The organism is Pseudomonas sp. MIL9, from assembly GCF_016887925.1.
GTDB classification, from domain to species: Bacteria; Pseudomonadota; Gammaproteobacteria; order Pseudomonadales; family Pseudomonadaceae; genus Aquipseudomonas; species Aquipseudomonas mohnii.
Genome location: NZ_JAFEHE010000033.1, coordinates 28,347 through 44,822 on the forward strand (window position 1 = coordinate 28,347; position 16,476 = coordinate 44,822).

A 16,476-nucleotide genomic window follows, 5' to 3' on the forward strand; every position below is an offset into this window, starting at 1 on the left:
GAGCAAGCTTGCTCCCACACTGGTTTCTGATGCCCTTCAGTGCTGCGAACCGAACCCTCGCAGGCCCTGCAAGCCACCGGTATGGATGAAGATCAGTCGCGTCCCGGGAGCAAACCGGCCCGCCTCGACTTGCTGTTTGAGCGCCAGCAACGCCTTACCCGTGTACAGCGGTTCCAGAGGAATGCCGCTGGTTTGCCCGGTCTTTTCGATGAATTCGAGCAACGGCGGATCGACGCGGGCAAAACCGCCACGACTGGCGTCGAACAGTTCATAAACTGCTGTGGTTTCACCCGCTTCTTCAACGATCCTCTCGACCTGCTGCGCGACCCCATGATCGTCGGGCACCGCCAACGCGCCGTAGACCGGATGATCCCCCGCTTCAGCCAGCACCAGGCCGGCCAGGGTCGTGCCCGTTCCGCAGGCCAGCCACCAACCGTCATAGTCGCTCCAGCCGACACTGGCCAGCTGCGCAGCGACCTGCCCTCTCAGCGACATGCAGCCGAGCGCGCCTGGCAAACCACCACCGCCTTCCGGTACCGGGTGCAGTGTCGGGTAGAGGGATTGCCACGGCTGCCAGAAACCCGCTTCATGCCGCGCGCGATAGCCGCCATAACCGAGCCAGTGCAGCTGCATGCCGAACGCCTGCAAGTCTTTCACGGTGGGCGTTTGCTGAGGATGTCCGCGCAGCAGGCCGACCGTGGCAAAACCCAGGCGCTTGCCGGCGGCGGCCAGTGCGTGAAGGTGATTGGAATGCGCACCACCGAGGCTGATGATGCCCTCGGCACCCGCCCGGTCAGCGGCGTTGAGGTGTTCGATGAGCTTGAACCATTTGTTGCCGCTGATCAGCGGGTCGATCTGATCCAGGCGCAGGATGGCGACTTCGATTCTGGCGATGCTGAGCCAGTCGAGTTGCAGTGGTTCGAGGGGGGCTTGGGGTCGCCAGTTTGCGGGAGGAGAAAGCATTGATGCCGGCCCAGGGAAAAGAGCCGGCATCTTAGCAGCTGCGATTACAACTCAGCGGCCAACCGCGAACCCTGATTGATCGCCCGCTTGGCATCCAGCTCCGCTGCGACGTCCGCGCCACCGATCAAATGCACGTTCTGCCCTGCCGCGACCAGGCCTTCCTGCAACTCGCGCAACGGTTCTTGCCCGGCGCAGATCACGATATTGTCCACCGGCAGCACTTGCGGCTCGCCGGCTTCGCCGATGCGGATATGCAGACCTTGGTCGTCGATCTTCAGGTATTCGACACTGTTGAGCATCTGCACCTGCTTGTTCTTCAAACCGGTACGGTGAATCCAGCCGGTGGTTTTGCCCAGGCCGTCGCCGACCTTGGACTTCTTGCGTTGCAGCAGGAACACTTCACGGGCCGGGGCATGGGGCGTGGCCTTGATCCCGGCGACACCGCCGCGCGCTTCCAGGTGCGTATCGATGCCCCATTCTTTCCAGAATTCGTCGCGATTCAGGCTGGTGGACACGCCCTGGTGAACGAGGAACTCCGACACATCGAAACCGATACCACCGGCGCCAATCACCGCGACACGTTTGCCCACGGGCTTACGCTCGAGGAGCACGTCCAGGTAACTCAGGACCTTGGCATTCTCGACACCCGGAATCGCCGGGGTTCTTGGCGCAATGCCGGTCGCCAGGATGATCTCGTCGTAACCGCCCTCGACCAGTCTTGCCACATCCACACGGGTGTTCAGGCACAGTTCGACGTTGGTGGTCTGCAACTTGCGGTTGAAGTAACGCAGGGTCTCGTAGAACTCTTCCTTGCCCGGCACTCGCTTGGCGACGTTGAACTGGCCGCCGATTCCGCTGGCCGAATCGAACAGCGTCACTTGATGGCCGCGCTCGGCCGCTACGGTCGCGGCGGACAATCCCGCAGGACCGGCACCGACCACGGCGATTTTCTTGATCTGCTTGACCGGCACATAGTTGAGTTCGGTTTCGTGGCAGGCACGCGGGTTGACCAGGCAACTGGTCAACTTGCCGCCGAAGGTGTGGTCCAGGCACGCCTGGTTGCATCCGATGCAGGTGTTGATTTCGTCGGCGCGGCCTTCAGCGGCCTTGTTGACGAAGTCCGGGTCGGCGAGGAACGGCCGCGCCATCGAGACCATGTCGGCATCGCCTTCGGCCAGAATCTGCTCGGCGACTTCCGGGGTGTTGATGCGGTTGGTGGTGATCAACGGAATGTTCACCGAACCACGCAGCTTGGCCGTGACCTTGCTGAACGCCGCACGCGGCACCTTGGTGGCTATGGTCGGAATCCGCGCTTCGTGCCAGCCGATCCCGGTGTTGATGAGGGTCGCACCGGCCTGCTCGATGGCCTTGGCCAACTGCACGATTTCTTCCCAGGTGCTGCCGCCTTCCACCAGGTCGAGCATCGACAGGCGGAAAATGATGATGAAGTTCGGACCGACCGCTTCACGCACCCGGCGGACGATTTCCACCGGCAGGCGCATGCGGTTTTCGTAGCTGCCGCCCCAGCGGTCGGTACGGTGGTTGGTATGAGCGGCGAGGAACTGGTTAATGAAATACCCTTCGGAGCCCATGATTTCGACGCCGTCGTATTCGGCCTGTTGCGCCAGGGTCGAACAGGTGACGAAATCGCGGATCTGCTTCTCGATGCCGTCCTCGTCAAGCTCTTTAGGCTTGAACGGGTTGATCGGCGCCTGAATGGCGCTCGGCGCGACCTGTTTCGGGCTGTAGGCATAACGGCCGGCGTGAAGGATCTGCATGCAGATCTTGCCACCCGCCTCGTGCACCGCGCGCGTCACGATCCGGTGCTTGAGCGCTTCTTCTTCGGTGGTCAGCTTGGCGGCGCCGGAATACACCCCGCCCTCGTCGTTCGGACCGATGCCACCGGTGACCATCAAGCCAACACCCCCACGGGCACGCTCGGCGAAATAGGCCGCCATGCGCTCGAACCCACCCGGTTTTTCTTCGAGGCCGGTGTGCATCGACCCCATCAGGGTACGGTTGCGCAACGTGGTGAAACCCAGGTCCAGCGGGGCCAGCAGGTGCGGGTAATGGGCGGCGGTCATCGGAAACTCCACATCGAGCGATCACGGGAAAAATGCGGAAGCTCTGGTGGCCCCCGTCAGTCATGTTCGACAGACTAAGAGCCGAGTCGTTGTCACTCAATGACCATAACTGACAACTTATTGATCCAAATGCGCAGCACCCCTTGGCAAGCGTCGACATGGGCCATACCCTAGTCGACGAATCCTGCTCGCGGCCGTTGACTGTTTCCCCATGCGCAAACTTTTGTACCTGACCTTCTCCATGGCGCTGATTGCTGTCCTGACGACCTACGCCATGTGGGCCGCGGATCGCCCGGCGGGGCATTACCTCTCGGACTTGCGGATCAACCTGGCCGTCGATCAGGGCACGCCTGCCGATCGCGGCAATCTGCTGGGCATCCAGCCCGAACTCTTTCCCACCGACTATCAGAGCCCTGAACGCCTGCACCGCAAACTCGCGGCCTACTTGCAGAAAGCCAAGGACCAGGGATTGCTGAACGAGAAAACCATCGTGGTCCTGCCGGAGCATGTCGGCACCTGGCTGATGGTCAGCGGCGAGAAGGATGAGCTGTATCAGGCCAGCACGTTGAAGGAAGCCATGAACTGGCTGGCCGTGAGCAACCCCTTGAAATTTGTCCGTGCCTTGATCAGCGCCGAAGGCGGCAACCGCCTGGACGATGCTCACCTGCGCATGAAAGCAAAAGGCATGGCCAAGGATTACCAGGCGTTGTTTGGCGGCCTGGCGAAAGAATTCAACGTGACACTGGTGGCAGGTTCCATTGTATTGCCCGAGCCGAGCATCATCGATGGCACCCTGAAAATCGGCCACGGTGCGCTTTACAACAGCAGCGTGGTGTTTAGCCGCGATGGCCTGCCAATCGGACAACCGCAACGCCAGATGCACCCGATGTTTGCCAAGCAGGATGGGGTCAAGGCCAGTGGCGAGCATTCGCTCAATGTGGTCGACACACCGGCCGGACGCTTGGGCGTGCTGATCGGTCGCGACAGCTGGTATCCGGAAAATTATCGCAAGCTCGACGATCTGCGCGTGCAACTGGTTGCGGTTCCGGCCTATTTGGCCGGGCGCGGCACCTGGGATCAACCGTGGCGAGGATACCGGGGCTCGTCGACGCCAGCCTCTGTCAACCTCAAGCCAGGAGAGCTCAGCGAAGGCCAGGCGTGGCAGCACCTGACCCTCACGACGCAGGCGCCGGCCAGTCAGGCCACCGCCGGGGTCAGCGTGTTTCTGCGCGGGCAATTCTGGGATCAGGGCAGCGCCGGACAAAGCTTCATCAGCAGCAGCGGCCAGCAGTTCGTCGATGCCAACGCGCATGGTGCGCGCCTGCTGAATCTCTGGTTGTAGCGCATGAAATCCCTTCCGATGCGTCTGGGCGACCTGTCAGTGGGTTTTGTTCACAGTCTGGCCGACGCCATACGCAGCCACGGAGTAGACCCGCAACCCTTGCTCGAACAATACGGCCTCGACGCAGCCCGACTCGGCGAAGCGTGTGCCCGACTCTCGATACCCCGCTACATGCGCCTGGGCCATGGCGCAATTCAGTTGACCGATAACCCGGCACTCGGCCTGCGCATGGGCCGATACAGTCGCTTGAGCCAGGCGGGCCTCGCCGGAGTTACCGCCTCCCAGGCGCCGACCGTGCGCGAAGCGGCACGTTGCCTGATCCGTTTTGAAGCCTTGTATGGTTCCAACTATCGCGGACAGTCGAGCTTTCACGAAGACCCCCAGGGTGCCTGGCTGAGGTTCTACTCGATCAGCCCTTACAACAGCTATAACCGCTTTGTGGTCGACTCGATCATTGCCGGCTGGTTGCAGCAATTGTCCAGTGTCAGCCCCGCTCCACTGCGCGCCGAGCGCATCGAGATCGAGTTCGAAGCCCCCGATTACCGCGCGGACTATGAAGTGCTGGGCGACTGCCCGATCCAGTTCGGCTGCGAACACAATCAGCTGCGCCTGGGCCTGGAGAGTCTCGCTCAGCGAAACCCTGAACATTGTCCAAGCACCTGGCGACACTTGCTGCAACTGTGCGAGCGGGAACTGGAGCAACTGACACGCACCCGCAGCCTGCGTGAACGTATCACTCAGTTGCTGGGGCCGTTGCTCAATGGCGGCCGGGAACCCGACCTGGAAGAAGTGGCGGCACGCCTGAAGCTGCCCACCTGGACCTTGCGTCGCAGACTTGCCGAGGAAGGCACGCAATTTCGCGCAATTCTCAACGACACACGTCGCGACCTGGCCATGACCTACATTCGCGATACCGAACTGGCATTCGGAGAAATCGCCTATCTGCTGGGCTTTGCCTCAGCCGAAGCCTTTCAACGCGCTTTCAAGCGCTGGAACGGTCAGACCCCCGGCGAATTTCGCCGCAGCCACCGTCAGTTAGCCTGACGCTTACAGCTCGGTCGCGTCTTCGGCTGGTTCCAGCGGGTCCAGTTCAAACGCCTGATACTCGAGCAGCTCTTCCTGATAATCGTCCATTTTGAATCCCCCACGGCTCATTGAAAATTGTCTGAATAAATGACCAGCAACTTGAGCATAAAGTCCGCGCATGAAAGAAAAATGACGCAGCCACGACACGCCTTCGCTCTACGATAAAACGTAGCAGGCGGTCAGGCATTTATCAGCGTTTTTTTCGAGACAGGCCGCAGAACAGCAGCCTGGTTTGACGTGGGTCAATCTGTGCAGCGCAAAGGGAGCGGTTTTTCACACCCGCGACGCTGCAACCCGCTATTGGCCGGTAACAGGCATCGCCGGAATCGGTTCTGTCGGCGGCGGCATGTCGCTTGAATGGGTCGGCGGCGCAATGGTTTCCGAGGACGCGGCCGGCTCTTCGCTCCGGGTCGCCGCAACTGGCGCGGTTTCCGGCGGCGCAACCGGTTCAGAGGCTGCGGGAGCGGCTTCAGCGGGCGCAGGGGGCACTGGGACCGCTACGGGTGCAGGTTCTGCTGCCGGTGCCGGGGTCGCTGCTAACGGAGCCGGAGCAGCCTTGACTTCAGGCACTCCCAGATCGGTTTTCGGTTTTTCGGTGATGTGTGCCGCCTTCTTCGCCTCCGGTGGCAGGAACAGCTCGACCAGCGTGAAAAAACGCTCATAGAACTTGGCCGACGATACGGTTTCGCTGGCGACCTTGACCATCGAATCGTCAGACGAGCCTATTGGCATCGACACCGAACCCAACACACCGACACCGAGACTGGCGGAGTTGTTGGTCTTCTTCAATGCATAGCGGTCCTGCAGGGCATTGGCGAACATGGTCGCGTGGTGCCCCTCGCTACCATCATCGGTACACACCACACTGAAGCTGATCTCCATGTGGGTCTCACCGGTCTGCTGGAAGCTCTTGTGACCACTGACCAGTTTCGGATCGCTGCTGGTGATGATGTAGCCCTGGCTAAGCAACGCCCGACGGGCGGCTTCACAGGATTGCGCATCAGTCACCGGATAGTTCCGGGAAAACGTACCGGAGTCGGCGAAGTTCTCATGCTCGTAGATGGCGGCTTTTTTCGACGAGCACCCGGCCGCAACGGCCAGCACCAGCGCCAGCCCGGCAACACGCATGGGAAATGATTTAAACATTGAACATCCTGAGGAAATCGGTTCGGGGCGTATTGTGCAACAGATCGATGCTTAGCGGCGCAACGATTGCGTCTTAAAACAGTTACAGGTCCGTTGATCCCGATATTAGGCAAAAGATCCCGGAAGATTGATGACAATTGCACAAACAAAAAACCCCGACCTTTCGGCCGGGGGTTCTTGATAAGCGCAAAACTCAGTCGGGCATCAGAAACGCTTGATGTCCGCCTGGCTTTCCAGCTGCTTGCGGTAAGCCGCAAAGTCCTGCTGGCCAACGCGCGAAGCGAGGAAGCGACGGTACTGAGCCTTCTCTTCTTCGGTTGGCGTTGCGGCTTCGTTGACATCGTTAAGACGCACGATCATCAGGCTGCCATCAGGCAACGTCACGCTACTGAAGGCCGGTTTGTCTTTCGCGACTGGCTTCGGCATACGGAACAGCGCTTGCAGCACGGTTGGGTCAACCCCCTCCTGAGCGCGAGTCGCGCCGGCGGTGACTTTCCAGTTCTGTCCGTCGATCGCCTTGTCCAACGGCGTCTTGCCATCACGCAGACTGGCGATCAGTTGGTCAGCCTTGGTCTTGGCGGCAGCACTGGCGTGCTCCTTGGTCAATTGCTCGCGGATCGGGCCGGCGACGCTTTCCAGCGGCAACTGCGCAGGCTTGAGGTGCTCCTTGGCGCGCAAGACGATCACGGTTTCCGGATCGAGCTCGATGGCAGTGCTGTTGGCACCCTCATCGAGTACTTCAGGGCTGAACGCTGCGGTCACCACGGCACGGTTGGCCGTAACACCTTCGCCACCTTCACGGCCGAACGGCTTGGAGGTGTGAACGGTCAGCTTCAGGTCCTGCGCCGGCTGAGCCAGATCGGACGCCTCGAACGAAGAGTCTTCCAGTTGCTTGGTTGCCTCGACGAAGCGCTGTTCGACCTGCTGGGCCTTCAGTTCGCGAGTCAGCTTGTCTTTCAAGCTGGCGAAGGTCGGCACTTCCGGCGCTTCCACACCCAACAGCTTGATCAGGTGGAAACCGAAGTCGGTGCGAACCGGCGCGGAAACCTGATCCTTGGCCAATGAATACAATGCTTTTTCGAACGCTGGATCATAGACACCCGGCCCCGCGTAGCCAAGATCGCCACCGTTGTTGGCCGAACCCGGATCCTGGGAGAATTCCTTGGCCAGAGCCTCGAATTTATCGCCTTTGGCCAGACGGGCCTGGATCTCTTCGATCTTGGCCTTGGCTTGCGCCTCAGTGGTCTTGTCGTTCACTTCGATCAGAATGTGCGCCGCCCGACGTTGCTCGGACAGGTTCGCGGTTTCTTTCTGATACGCCGCTTGCAGGTCTTCGTCCTTGACGCTGACCTGATCAAAGAAGGAGGCCTTCTTCAACTCCAGGTAATCGATGACCACCTGATCTGGCGTCATGAATTCCTTGGCGTGTTCGTCGTAATAGGCTTTGACTTCATCGTCGGTCAACTTCACAGCCGCCGGGTCAGCCTTGATGTTCAGGGAAGCGAAATCGCGGGTCTGTTTTTCCAGACGGGCGAAAGCCAGGACCTGTACATCGGTGACAAAACCGCTGCCCGCAACGCCGGCGCGCAATTGACCGATCAGCATTTCCTGAGCCAGCATCTGACGGAATTGCAGGCGGCTGTAGCCGAGCTGACGAATAACCTGATCGAAACGCTCTGGACTGAACTTGCCATCCACCTGGAATTCAGGTGTTTGCAGGATGACCTGGTCCAATGCCGCTTCGGAGAAAGCGAATTTCGAGCTCTCTGCGCCTTGCAGCAGCAGTTTGCGGTCGATCAAGCCTTTGAGGGCCGATTCGCGCAGCATTTTTTCGTCGAGCAAGGAAGCATCGAAATCCTTGCCCAGCTGTTGCATGAGTTGACGGCGTTGCATATCGACCGCCTGGCTCAGCTCGTTCTGGCTGATTTGTTCGCCGTTGACCTTTGCCGCTTCATTGTTGTGCGTCGTGGCCTTGAAAATGGCGTCGAAACCGGTCAAAGCCATCAGTGCAACGATGACCCCGATAATGGTCTTGGCAATCCAGCCTTGTGAATTGTCCCTGATATTCTGCAGCATGCGTCCCCCATAAACGGTTGAACTTCAAAATTAGGCAACCGTGGAGCGTGGGTAGAATCCGGATAGAAGAAAGGCGCATCCGAGGATGCGCCTTCTCGTAACTGGCGGAGCGGACCGATGACTCGAACTTGCGAGCCTCGGCGTCTCGGACCGGCACCTGCCGACTGGACTACCGCTCCGCTGCCAGGTCAGGCATGACCCCGACCCGGATAGGCAAAAACCTGAATCGAACTTAGTTGACAGCTTCTTTCAGAGCTTTACCGGCTTTGAAACCTGGTTTTTTGGCTGCTGCGATTTCCAGAGTCTTACCGGTCTGTGGGTTACGACCAATGCGAGCTGGACGATCAGTTACGGAGAAAGTACCGAAACCAACCAGAACAACAGAGTCGCCAGCCTTGAGAGCGCCAGTGACGGATTCGATTACAGCGTCCAGCGCACGGCCAGCAGCAGCTTTCGGGATATCAGCGGATGCAGCGATAGCATCAATCAGTTCCGACTTGTTCACTCTAAGTCCCCTTATATCTATTTGAGTATGATTCTAAGTTTTTTTGGTGAAAGCAAAAACGAGTGCTGAATGGCCTACAGACACTTAAGAGCCGCTTTATAACAAGGGCTCTAAAAAGCTGTCAAGGAAGCCCTTCAGGCAAATACGTACTAATGCGTGCTAATTCTTTCCTTAGAATCCGACTCGCGTTTTTCATCCTTCGCGACGATCTCCGGAGCCACATCCGGCAAGGGCTCCGGCGCGTATTGCAGCGCAATTTGCAGGACCTCGTCAATCCATTTAACCGGTTTAATCTGTAGATCTTGCTTGATATTGTCGGGAATTTCCTTCAGATCGCGCACATTCTCTTCCGGAATGATCACGGTCTTGATCCCGCCACGGTGAGCGGCCAACAGTTTTTCTTTCAGGCCACCGATCGCCAGCACCTGACCACGCAAGGTGATTTCACCGGTCATGGCGACATCCGCGCGCACAGGGATACCCGTCAGTGCCGAAACCAGCGCCGTGCACATGCCCACACCGGCGCTAGGGCCGTCTTTCGGGGTCGCCCCTTCCGGCATATGGATGTGCGTGTCACGCTTCTCGTGGAAGTCCAGGGGGATCCCCAAGCTCTTCGCGCGGCTACGGACAACGGTCAAGGCAGCGGTGATCGATTCGACCATCACGTCACCCAAGGAACCAGTCTTGATCAGCTGGCCTTTACCCGGTACTACGGCGGCTTCGATAGTCAGCAATTCACCGCCCACCTGAGTCCACGCCAATCCGGTGACCTGACCGATCTGGTCTTGCTGTTCAGCGAGGCCGTAGCGGAACTTACGCACGCCCAGGAAGTGTTCCAGCATGTCTGCGGTGACCTTCACCGAGAAGCGTTTTTCCAGTGCATGCTCTTTGACCGCCTTGCGGCAAACCTTGGCAATCTGCCGCTCCAGCCCCCGTACACCGGCTTCGCGGGTGTAGTAGCGGATGATGTCGCGGATCGCTTCGGCGTCGAATTCCAGCTCGCCTTTCTTAAGGCCATTGGCCGTAATCTGCTTGGGCGAAAGGTATTTGACCGCGATGTTGATCTTCTCGTCTTCGGTGTAGCCCGGCAGACGAATCACTTCCATCCTGTCCAGCAGCGCCGGCGGAATGTTCATGGAGTTCGAGGTGCACAGGAACATCACATCGGACAGGTCGTAATCGACTTCCAGATAGTGATCGTTGAAATTGTGGTTCTGCTCGGGATCGAGCACTTCTAGCAAAGCCGACGCCGGGTCGCCACGCATATCGCTGCCCATCTTGTCGATTTCATCGAGCAGGAACAGCGGGTTGCGAACACCCACCTTTGTCATCTTTTGAATCAATCTTCCTGGCATCGAACCGATGTAAGTACGGCGATGACCACGAATTTCCGCCTCATCACGTACGCCGCCGAGGGCCATGCGCACGAATTTACGGTTGGTGGCGTGCGCAATCGACTCCGCCAGGGAGGTTTTGCCCACCCCAGGAGGCCCCACCAGGCACAACACCGGGCCACGAATCTTTTTCACGCGTTTTTGAACGGCGAGGTATTCGAGAATTCGTTCTTTGACTTCTTCCAGACCGTAGTGATCGGCGTCGAGAATGTCTTCGGCGCGCGCCAGATCCAGACGCACTTTGCTCTGAGCCTTCCACGGCACCTGAACCAGCCAGTCGATGTACGAGCGCACCACGGTCGCTTCCGCGGACATTGGCGACATTTGCTTGAGCTTGTTCAGTTCGGCCGTAGCCTTGGCCAGCGCGTCTTTTGGCAGGCCAGCGGCATCGATACGCTTTTTCAGCTCTTCGATTTCGTTGTGCCCCTCGTCGCTGTCGCCGAGCTCCTTCTGAATGGCTTTCATCTGCTCATTCAGGTAGTACTCGCGCTGACTGCGCTCCATTTGCTTTTTGACACGACCGCGAATGCGTTTTTCGACTTGCAGCAGATCGATCTCGGCATCCAGCAGCGCCAGAACGTGCTCGACCCGGGCCGACAAATCGATGATTTCGAGAATTTCCTGCTTCTGCTCGATCTTCAGGGCCATGTGCGCGGCCATGGTGTCGACCAGGCGCCCAGGCTCATCGATGCTGTTGAGCGACGAGAGGACTTCAGCCGGGACTTTCTTGCCCAGCTGCACATATTGTTCGAACTGCGACAGCAGGCTGCGCACGAACACTTCCGACTCGCGCGCAGGCGCGTCGACTTCGTCGATCAAGGAGACTTCAGCACGGCAATGGCCGTCCACTTCACTGAAACGCTCCACGGCGCCGCGTTGCTCGCCTTCGACCAGAACCTTAACCGTGCCGTCAGGCAGCTTCAGCAACTGCAGAACGGTGGCAATCGTACCTACGCGATAAAGCGCATCTTCGCCGGGATCGTCGTCTGCAGGGTTTCTCTGTGCCAGCAGAAGGATCTGCTTGTCGCCCGTCATCGCAGCCTCAAGGGCTTCGATGGATTTCTCGCGCCCCACGAACAGCGGGATAACCATGTGCGGATAAACCACGACATCACGCAATGGCAGGAGAGGCAATTCGATGGTTGTCTTCATGATTTCGCCTCTACGGCGGCCATAAGGCCGTAAACAGATGGAAGTAAGCTTGAAACCAAGATGGGGGCTGATCTGGAAAAAAACAAGCGGATAAAAGTACGACTTAAAAGATCGCTTCTTGCGGCCGCAACTGTGGGGCCCGGATACAGCGAAAAAACCAGGCAGGCTGGCTGGCATGTCGCCTTCGCAGCGACGCGGCGATCCGACAGACCCACTGTCACAAAAGCAAAGGGGCCCGAAGGCCCCTTCTTTGTACCGGCTGCGTGACGTTTATGCGTCTGGCGCGGCCTTGGCAGCAGGCTCACTGTTTTCATAGATATACAGTGGCTTGGACTTGCCTTCTATAACGCTTTCATCGATCACTACTTTACTCACCTCGGACTGCGAGGGGATTTCATACATAGTGTCGAGCAATACACCTTCGAGAATCGAACGCAGGCCACGAGCGCCGGTTTTGCGTTCCAGCGCGCGTTTCGCAACCGATTTCAGTGCGTCAGCCCGGAATTCCAGGTCCACGCCTTCCATCTCGAACAACTTGGCGTACTGCTTGGTCAGAGCATTTTTCGGCTCGGTGAGGATCTGCATCAAAGCAGCTTCATCGAGCTCGTCCAGTGTGGCAAGAACCGGCAGACGACCGACGAATTCCGGGATCAGACCGAACTTGACCAGATCGTCAGGCTCGACTTCACGCAGTGATTCACCGACTTTCTTGCCCTCTTCCTTGCTGCGCACTTCTGCGTTGAAACCAATGCCACCCTTGGTGGAACGGTTTTGAATAACCTTTTCCAGACCGGAAAATGCACCACCGCAGATGAACAGGATGTTACGGGTGTCAACCTGAAGGAATTCCTGTTGTGGGTGCTTGCGACCACCTTGAGGCGGAACGGAAGCGACTGTACCTTCAATCAACTTGAGCAGGGCCTGCTGCACGCCTTCGCCGGAAACGTCCCGGGTAATAGACGGGTTGTCAGACTTGCGCGAAATCTTGTCGATTTCATCGATGTAGACAATGCCCATCTGGGCTTTTTCCACGTCGTAATCGCATTTCTGCAGCAACTTCTGAATGATGTTCTCGACATCTTCACCCACATAACCCGCCTCGGTGAGGGTGGTTGCGTCGGCGATGGTGAACGGAACGTTCAGCAAGCGGGCCAGTGTTTCGGCAAGCAGGGTTTTACCCGAGCCTGTCGGGCCGATCAGCAGGATGTTGCTCTTGCCGAGTTCGACATCGTCATTCTTTTTGTCACGCTGGTTCAGGCGCTTGTAGTGGTTGTACACCGCTACGGCCAGAATTTTTTTCGCACGCTCCTGACCAATCACATACTGATCAAGGATGCCGCTGATTTCTTTAGGCGAAGGCAATTTATGCGCGCTGCTTTCGGCCTGGGCTTCCTGCACCTCCTCACGGATGATGTCATTGCACAGGTCGACGCACTCGTCGCAGATAAAGACCGAGGGGCCGGCAATCAATTTGCGTACTTCATGCTGGCTTTTGCCACAGAAGGAGCAATAGAGCAGCTTGCCGTTGTCCTCGCCGTTGCGGGTGTCAGTCATTCGTTCGATCCAAATCCGATAGGCTTGCAACACAAGATGAAGGCTATTGCGGGCTTTTTCAAGCCCGCAGGTGATCGGACCCGCCGACCAACCTTATTTTGAGCTGCTTATTTTAAGCAGGGCGCTGGCTGATCACTTCATCGATCAACCCATATTCACGCGCGGCTTCCGCACTCATGAAATTGTCGCGGTTTGTGTCTCGCTCGATTTCTTCAAGAGTGCGACCACTATGCTTGGCCATCAGCGTGTTGAGACGCTCACGAATAAAGAGGATTTCCTTGGCATGGATTTCGATATCCGAAGCCTGGCCCTGGAAACCGCCCAATGGCTGGTGAATCATCACACGTGAGTTCGGCAGGCAATAACGTTTGCCAGGAGCACCAGCCGTCAGAAGAAACGCGCCCATGCTGCACGCTTGGCCAATGCAGGTGGTCGACACGTTTGGCTTGATGAACTGCATGGTGTCATAGATCGACATGCCAGCCGTCACCGAACCACCCGGGGAGTTGATATAGAGATGGATGTCCTTGTCCGGGTTTTCCGCTTCAAGGAACAGCAGTTGCGCACAGATCAGGTTGGCCATGTAGTCCTCTACCGGACCTACCAGAAAGATCACTCGCTCCTTGAGAAGACGCGAGTAGATGTCATAGGCGCGCTCGCCACGAGCAGACTGCTCGACAACCATCGGGACCAGGCCGCCTGCGGCCTGGATATCAGAGTTCTGCTGAATATACGAATTACGGAACATGCTCTGCAGTCACTCCCAAATAGTTATGTCTTGAATACGCATAAGCCAGCACGAAGGCTGGCTTATGGTGTGTGCTTCTTACCGCAAAAACAATCAGTCGGCTTGTGGAGCTTCTACCGGCTTGACCGCTTCTTCGTAAGAGACCGATTTGTCGGTCACGCTAGCTTTCTGCAGAACAGTATCCACAACTTGTTCTTCCAGCACAACCGAACGGACTTCGTTCAGTTGCTGGTCGTTCTTGTAGTACCAGGACACAACCTGCTCAGGCTCTTGGTAAGCCGAAGCCATCTCCTGAATCATCTCGCGAACGCGGGCTTCGTCAGGCTTGAGGTCGAATTGCTTGACCACTTCAGCGACGATCAGACCCAGTACTACGCGGCGTTTGGCTTGTTCTTCGAACAGCTCGGCCGGCAATTGATCAGGCTTGATGTTGCCGCCGAACTGCTGAACAGCCTGCACGCGCAGACGGTCAACTTCGTTGGACAGCAGAGCCTTAGGCACTTCGATCGGGTTGGTGGCCAGCAGACCATCCATGACCTGATTCTTGACCTTGGATTTGATCGCCTGACGCAGCTCGCGCTCCATGTTCTTGCGAACTTCGGTGCGGAAGCCTTCCAGACCGCTTTCCTTGATGCCGAATTGAGCGAAGAACTCTTCGGTCAGCTCTGGCAGTTTTGGCTCGGAAACGGTGTTTACGGTAACGGTGAACTCAGCGGTTTTGCCTGCCAGGTCCAGGTTCTGATAGTCCTCCGGGAAGGTCAGGTTCAGAACGCGCTCTTCGCCGGCCTTGGCGCCAACCAGGCCATCCTCGAAACCAGGGATCATGCGACCGGAACCCAGAACCAGCTGAGTACCCTTGGCGGAACCGCCAGCGAACACTTCACCGTCGACCTTGCCAACGAAATCGATGTTCAGCTGGTCTTCGTTTTGAGCAGCGCGATCGGCCACCTCGAAACGGGTGTTCTGCTTGCGCAGGATGTCCAGCATCTTGTCCAGATCGGCATCAGCCACGTCAGCGCTCAGACGCTCTACGGTGATACCTTCGAAACCGGCAACGGTGAACTCAGGGAACACTTCAAAAACAGCAACGTATTCCAGGTCCTTGCCAGCTTCGAGCGACTTAGGCTCGATCGAAGGCGAACCAGCCGGGTTCAGCTTCTGCTCAACCACAGCTTCATAGAAAGAGGACTGGATCACGTCGCCTACAGCTTCCTGGCGAGCTTCAGCGCCGAAACGGCGCTTGATTTCGCTCATTGGCACTTTGCCTGGACGGAAGCCAGCAATCTTGGCCTTTTGGGCAGTCTGCTGCAGACGCTTGTTGACCTGAGTCTCGATGCGCTCAGCCGGCACGGTGATGCTCATGCGGCGCTCAAGAGCAGAAGTATTTTCAACAGAAACTTGCATGGATATTCCTCGTTGCACAGACGTTAGCCGGCCGTTTCCGACCCCAGAATCAAGGGCATGCATTCTAGTGGGTCAAACTCAAGAAGTCACCCTACTGAAAACGGGTAAAAAAGCAGCTGGCAATTTATAGGTGCGAATGCACGGATGCACCTCGCCCCGGTGGCAAATACAGCCAATCACGCCAGGGCTCTGCGCCAACCCTTCTATATATAGAAGAGGCAGCCAATCATCTCCCTGACAGCCGATCTTGCGAGCAAGGCCGGCGGGCAGCGCAGCATCATCGAGAAACATAAATACGACGAAACGCCCTGCCCCTGCGACCCAGAACCTGCAGCCGCTGAATACTCGAACCGCTGAAACAAAAAAGGCGCCAGACTTTTCAATCTGGCGCCTTTCGAAATATGGGGTGGACGATGGGGATCGAACCCACGACAACGGGAGTCACAATCCCGTGCTCTACCAACTGAGCTACGCCCACCATATTGCATGACAAAGAAGCCAAACAACTTCTTTAGTCAGCCCCAAACAAGCCAAGCGGCATGACTGAAGCTTTATTTGGTGCGGATGAAGAGACTCGAACTCTTACGCCTCGCGGCGCTGGAACCTAAATCCAGTGTGTCTACCAATTCCACCACATCCGCGGGTTTAAGCTGTTAAAGCAAAGGCGCCAGACTTTTAATCTGGCGCCTTTCGAAATATGGGGTGGACGATGGGGATCGAACCCACGACAACGGGAGTCACAATCCCGTGCTCTACCAACTGAGCTACGCCCACCATATCGCGCTACTTGTGCCAAAGCTGCCTAATGGCGCACCCGGCAGGACTCGAACCTGCGACCATCCGCTTAGAAGGCGGATGCTCTATCCAGCTGAGCTACGGGCGCCTTGTTAATCTGTAACCTTGGAGGACTACAAACTAAATGCTTTCCAGCCTTGCAGAACCTTGATTCCGCTCGACCTTCTTAACCAGTGCTAGGCTGTGCCCGACAAGTGCGACGAATAGTATAGAGCCCCCCGAGGGTC

12 protein-coding genes and 4 tRNA genes are annotated in these 16,476 nt (G+C 57.7%); 2 read left to right on the top strand and 14 right to left on the bottom strand.

Annotated elements, in window-relative coordinates:
• Nucleotides 1-36: 36 nt before the first annotated feature.
• Together JQF37_RS28730 and JQF37_RS28735 are read right to left on the bottom strand one after the other, a co-directional pair.
• Nucleotides 37-963 carry a pyridoxal-phosphate dependent enzyme gene (locus tag JQF37_RS28730; RefSeq protein ID WP_130207717.1) on the bottom strand — a complete coding sequence of 309 codons (927 nt, stop codon included), beginning with the start codon at nt 961-963 and terminating at the stop codon, nt 37-39.
• Between the two features lie 44 nt (nt 964-1,007).
• Entirely contained in the window at nt 1,008-3,047 is a 2,040-nt protein-coding gene (locus tag JQF37_RS28735) for an NADPH-dependent 2,4-dienoyl-CoA reductase (protein ID WP_130207719.1), read from the bottom strand.
• 211 nt (nt 3,048-3,258) lie between these two features.
• Here JQF37_RS28735 and JQF37_RS28740 point away from each other — a divergent pair, with 211 nt between their 5' ends.
• Both JQF37_RS28740 and JQF37_RS28745 read left to right on the top strand, forming a co-directional pair.
• The gene (locus JQF37_RS28740) at nt 3,259-4,389 is read left to right on the top strand and encodes a nitrilase-related carbon-nitrogen hydrolase (protein WP_130207721.1); all 1,131 of its coding nucleotides are present in this window, start codon (nt 3,259-3,261) and stop codon (nt 4,387-4,389) included.
• Between the two features lie 3 nt (nt 4,390-4,392).
• Nucleotides 4,393-5,433, top strand: a complete 1,041-nt coding sequence (locus JQF37_RS28745) for an AraC family transcriptional regulator (protein WP_130207723.1) — start codon at nt 4,393-4,395, stop codon at nt 5,431-5,433.
• A 3-nt stretch (nt 5,434-5,436) separates the two neighbouring features.
• Here the strand turns inward: JQF37_RS28745 and JQF37_RS28750 are convergent, their stop codons facing one another.
• The 12 genes from JQF37_RS28750 to JQF37_RS28805 form a co-directional block, all read right to left on the bottom strand.
• Nucleotides 5,437-5,622 (bottom strand): hypothetical protein, encoded by a 186-nt coding sequence (locus JQF37_RS28750; RefSeq protein WP_130207725.1) that lies wholly within the window; start codon nt 5,620-5,622, stop codon nt 5,437-5,439.
• Between the two features lie 150 nt (nt 5,623-5,772).
• Nucleotides 5,773-6,621, bottom strand: a complete 849-nt coding sequence (locus JQF37_RS28755; RefSeq protein ID WP_130207727.1) for a DUF2242 domain-containing protein — start codon at nt 6,619-6,621, stop codon at nt 5,773-5,775.
• Nucleotides 6,622-6,825: 204 nt separating this feature from the next.
• Complete coding sequence (locus JQF37_RS28760) at nt 6,826-8,697, bottom strand: SurA N-terminal domain-containing protein (RefSeq protein WP_130207729.1); 1,872 nt, start codon at nt 8,695-8,697, stop codon at nt 6,826-6,828.
• 232 nt (nt 8,698-8,929) lie between these two features.
• On the bottom strand, nt 8,930-9,202 hold the full coding sequence (locus JQF37_RS28765; RefSeq protein ID WP_002552737.1) for an HU family DNA-binding protein: 273 nt from the start codon (nt 9,200-9,202) through the stop codon (nt 8,930-8,932).
• Between the two features lie 149 nt (nt 9,203-9,351).
• Nucleotides 9,352-11,748: an endopeptidase La gene (gene lon / locus JQF37_RS28770; protein ID WP_130207731.1), complete on the bottom strand. Its 2,397-nt coding sequence runs from the start codon at nt 11,746-11,748 to the stop codon at nt 9,352-9,354.
• A 270-nt stretch (nt 11,749-12,018) separates the two neighbouring features.
• Nucleotides 12,019-13,302, bottom strand: a complete 1,284-nt coding sequence (clpX, locus tag JQF37_RS28775; RefSeq protein WP_047527529.1) for an ATP-dependent Clp protease ATP-binding subunit ClpX — start codon at nt 13,300-13,302, stop codon at nt 12,019-12,021.
• 112 nt (nt 13,303-13,414) lie between these two features.
• Nucleotides 13,415-14,050 (bottom strand): ATP-dependent Clp endopeptidase proteolytic subunit ClpP, encoded by a 636-nt coding sequence (clpP, locus tag JQF37_RS28780; protein WP_090468346.1) that lies wholly within the window; start codon nt 14,048-14,050, stop codon nt 13,415-13,417.
• Nucleotides 14,051-14,143: 93 nt separating this feature from the next.
• Nucleotides 14,144-15,454, bottom strand: coding sequence for a trigger factor (tig, locus tag JQF37_RS28785; RefSeq protein ID WP_047527526.1), 1,311 nt, complete (start codon nt 15,452-15,454; stop codon nt 14,144-14,146).
• Between the two features lie 402 nt (nt 15,455-15,856).
• Nucleotides 15,857-15,932, bottom strand: a tRNA-His gene (locus tag JQF37_RS28790).
• A 78-nt stretch (nt 15,933-16,010) separates the two neighbouring features.
• Nucleotides 16,011-16,095, bottom strand: a tRNA-Leu gene (locus JQF37_RS28795).
• Nucleotides 16,096-16,152: 57 nt separating this feature from the next.
• Nucleotides 16,153-16,228 (bottom strand) — tRNA-His (locus JQF37_RS28800).
• Between the two features lie 32 nt (nt 16,229-16,260).
• A tRNA-Arg gene (locus JQF37_RS28805) sits at nt 16,261-16,337 on the bottom strand.
• Between the last annotated feature and the right edge of the window lie 139 nt (nt 16,338-16,476).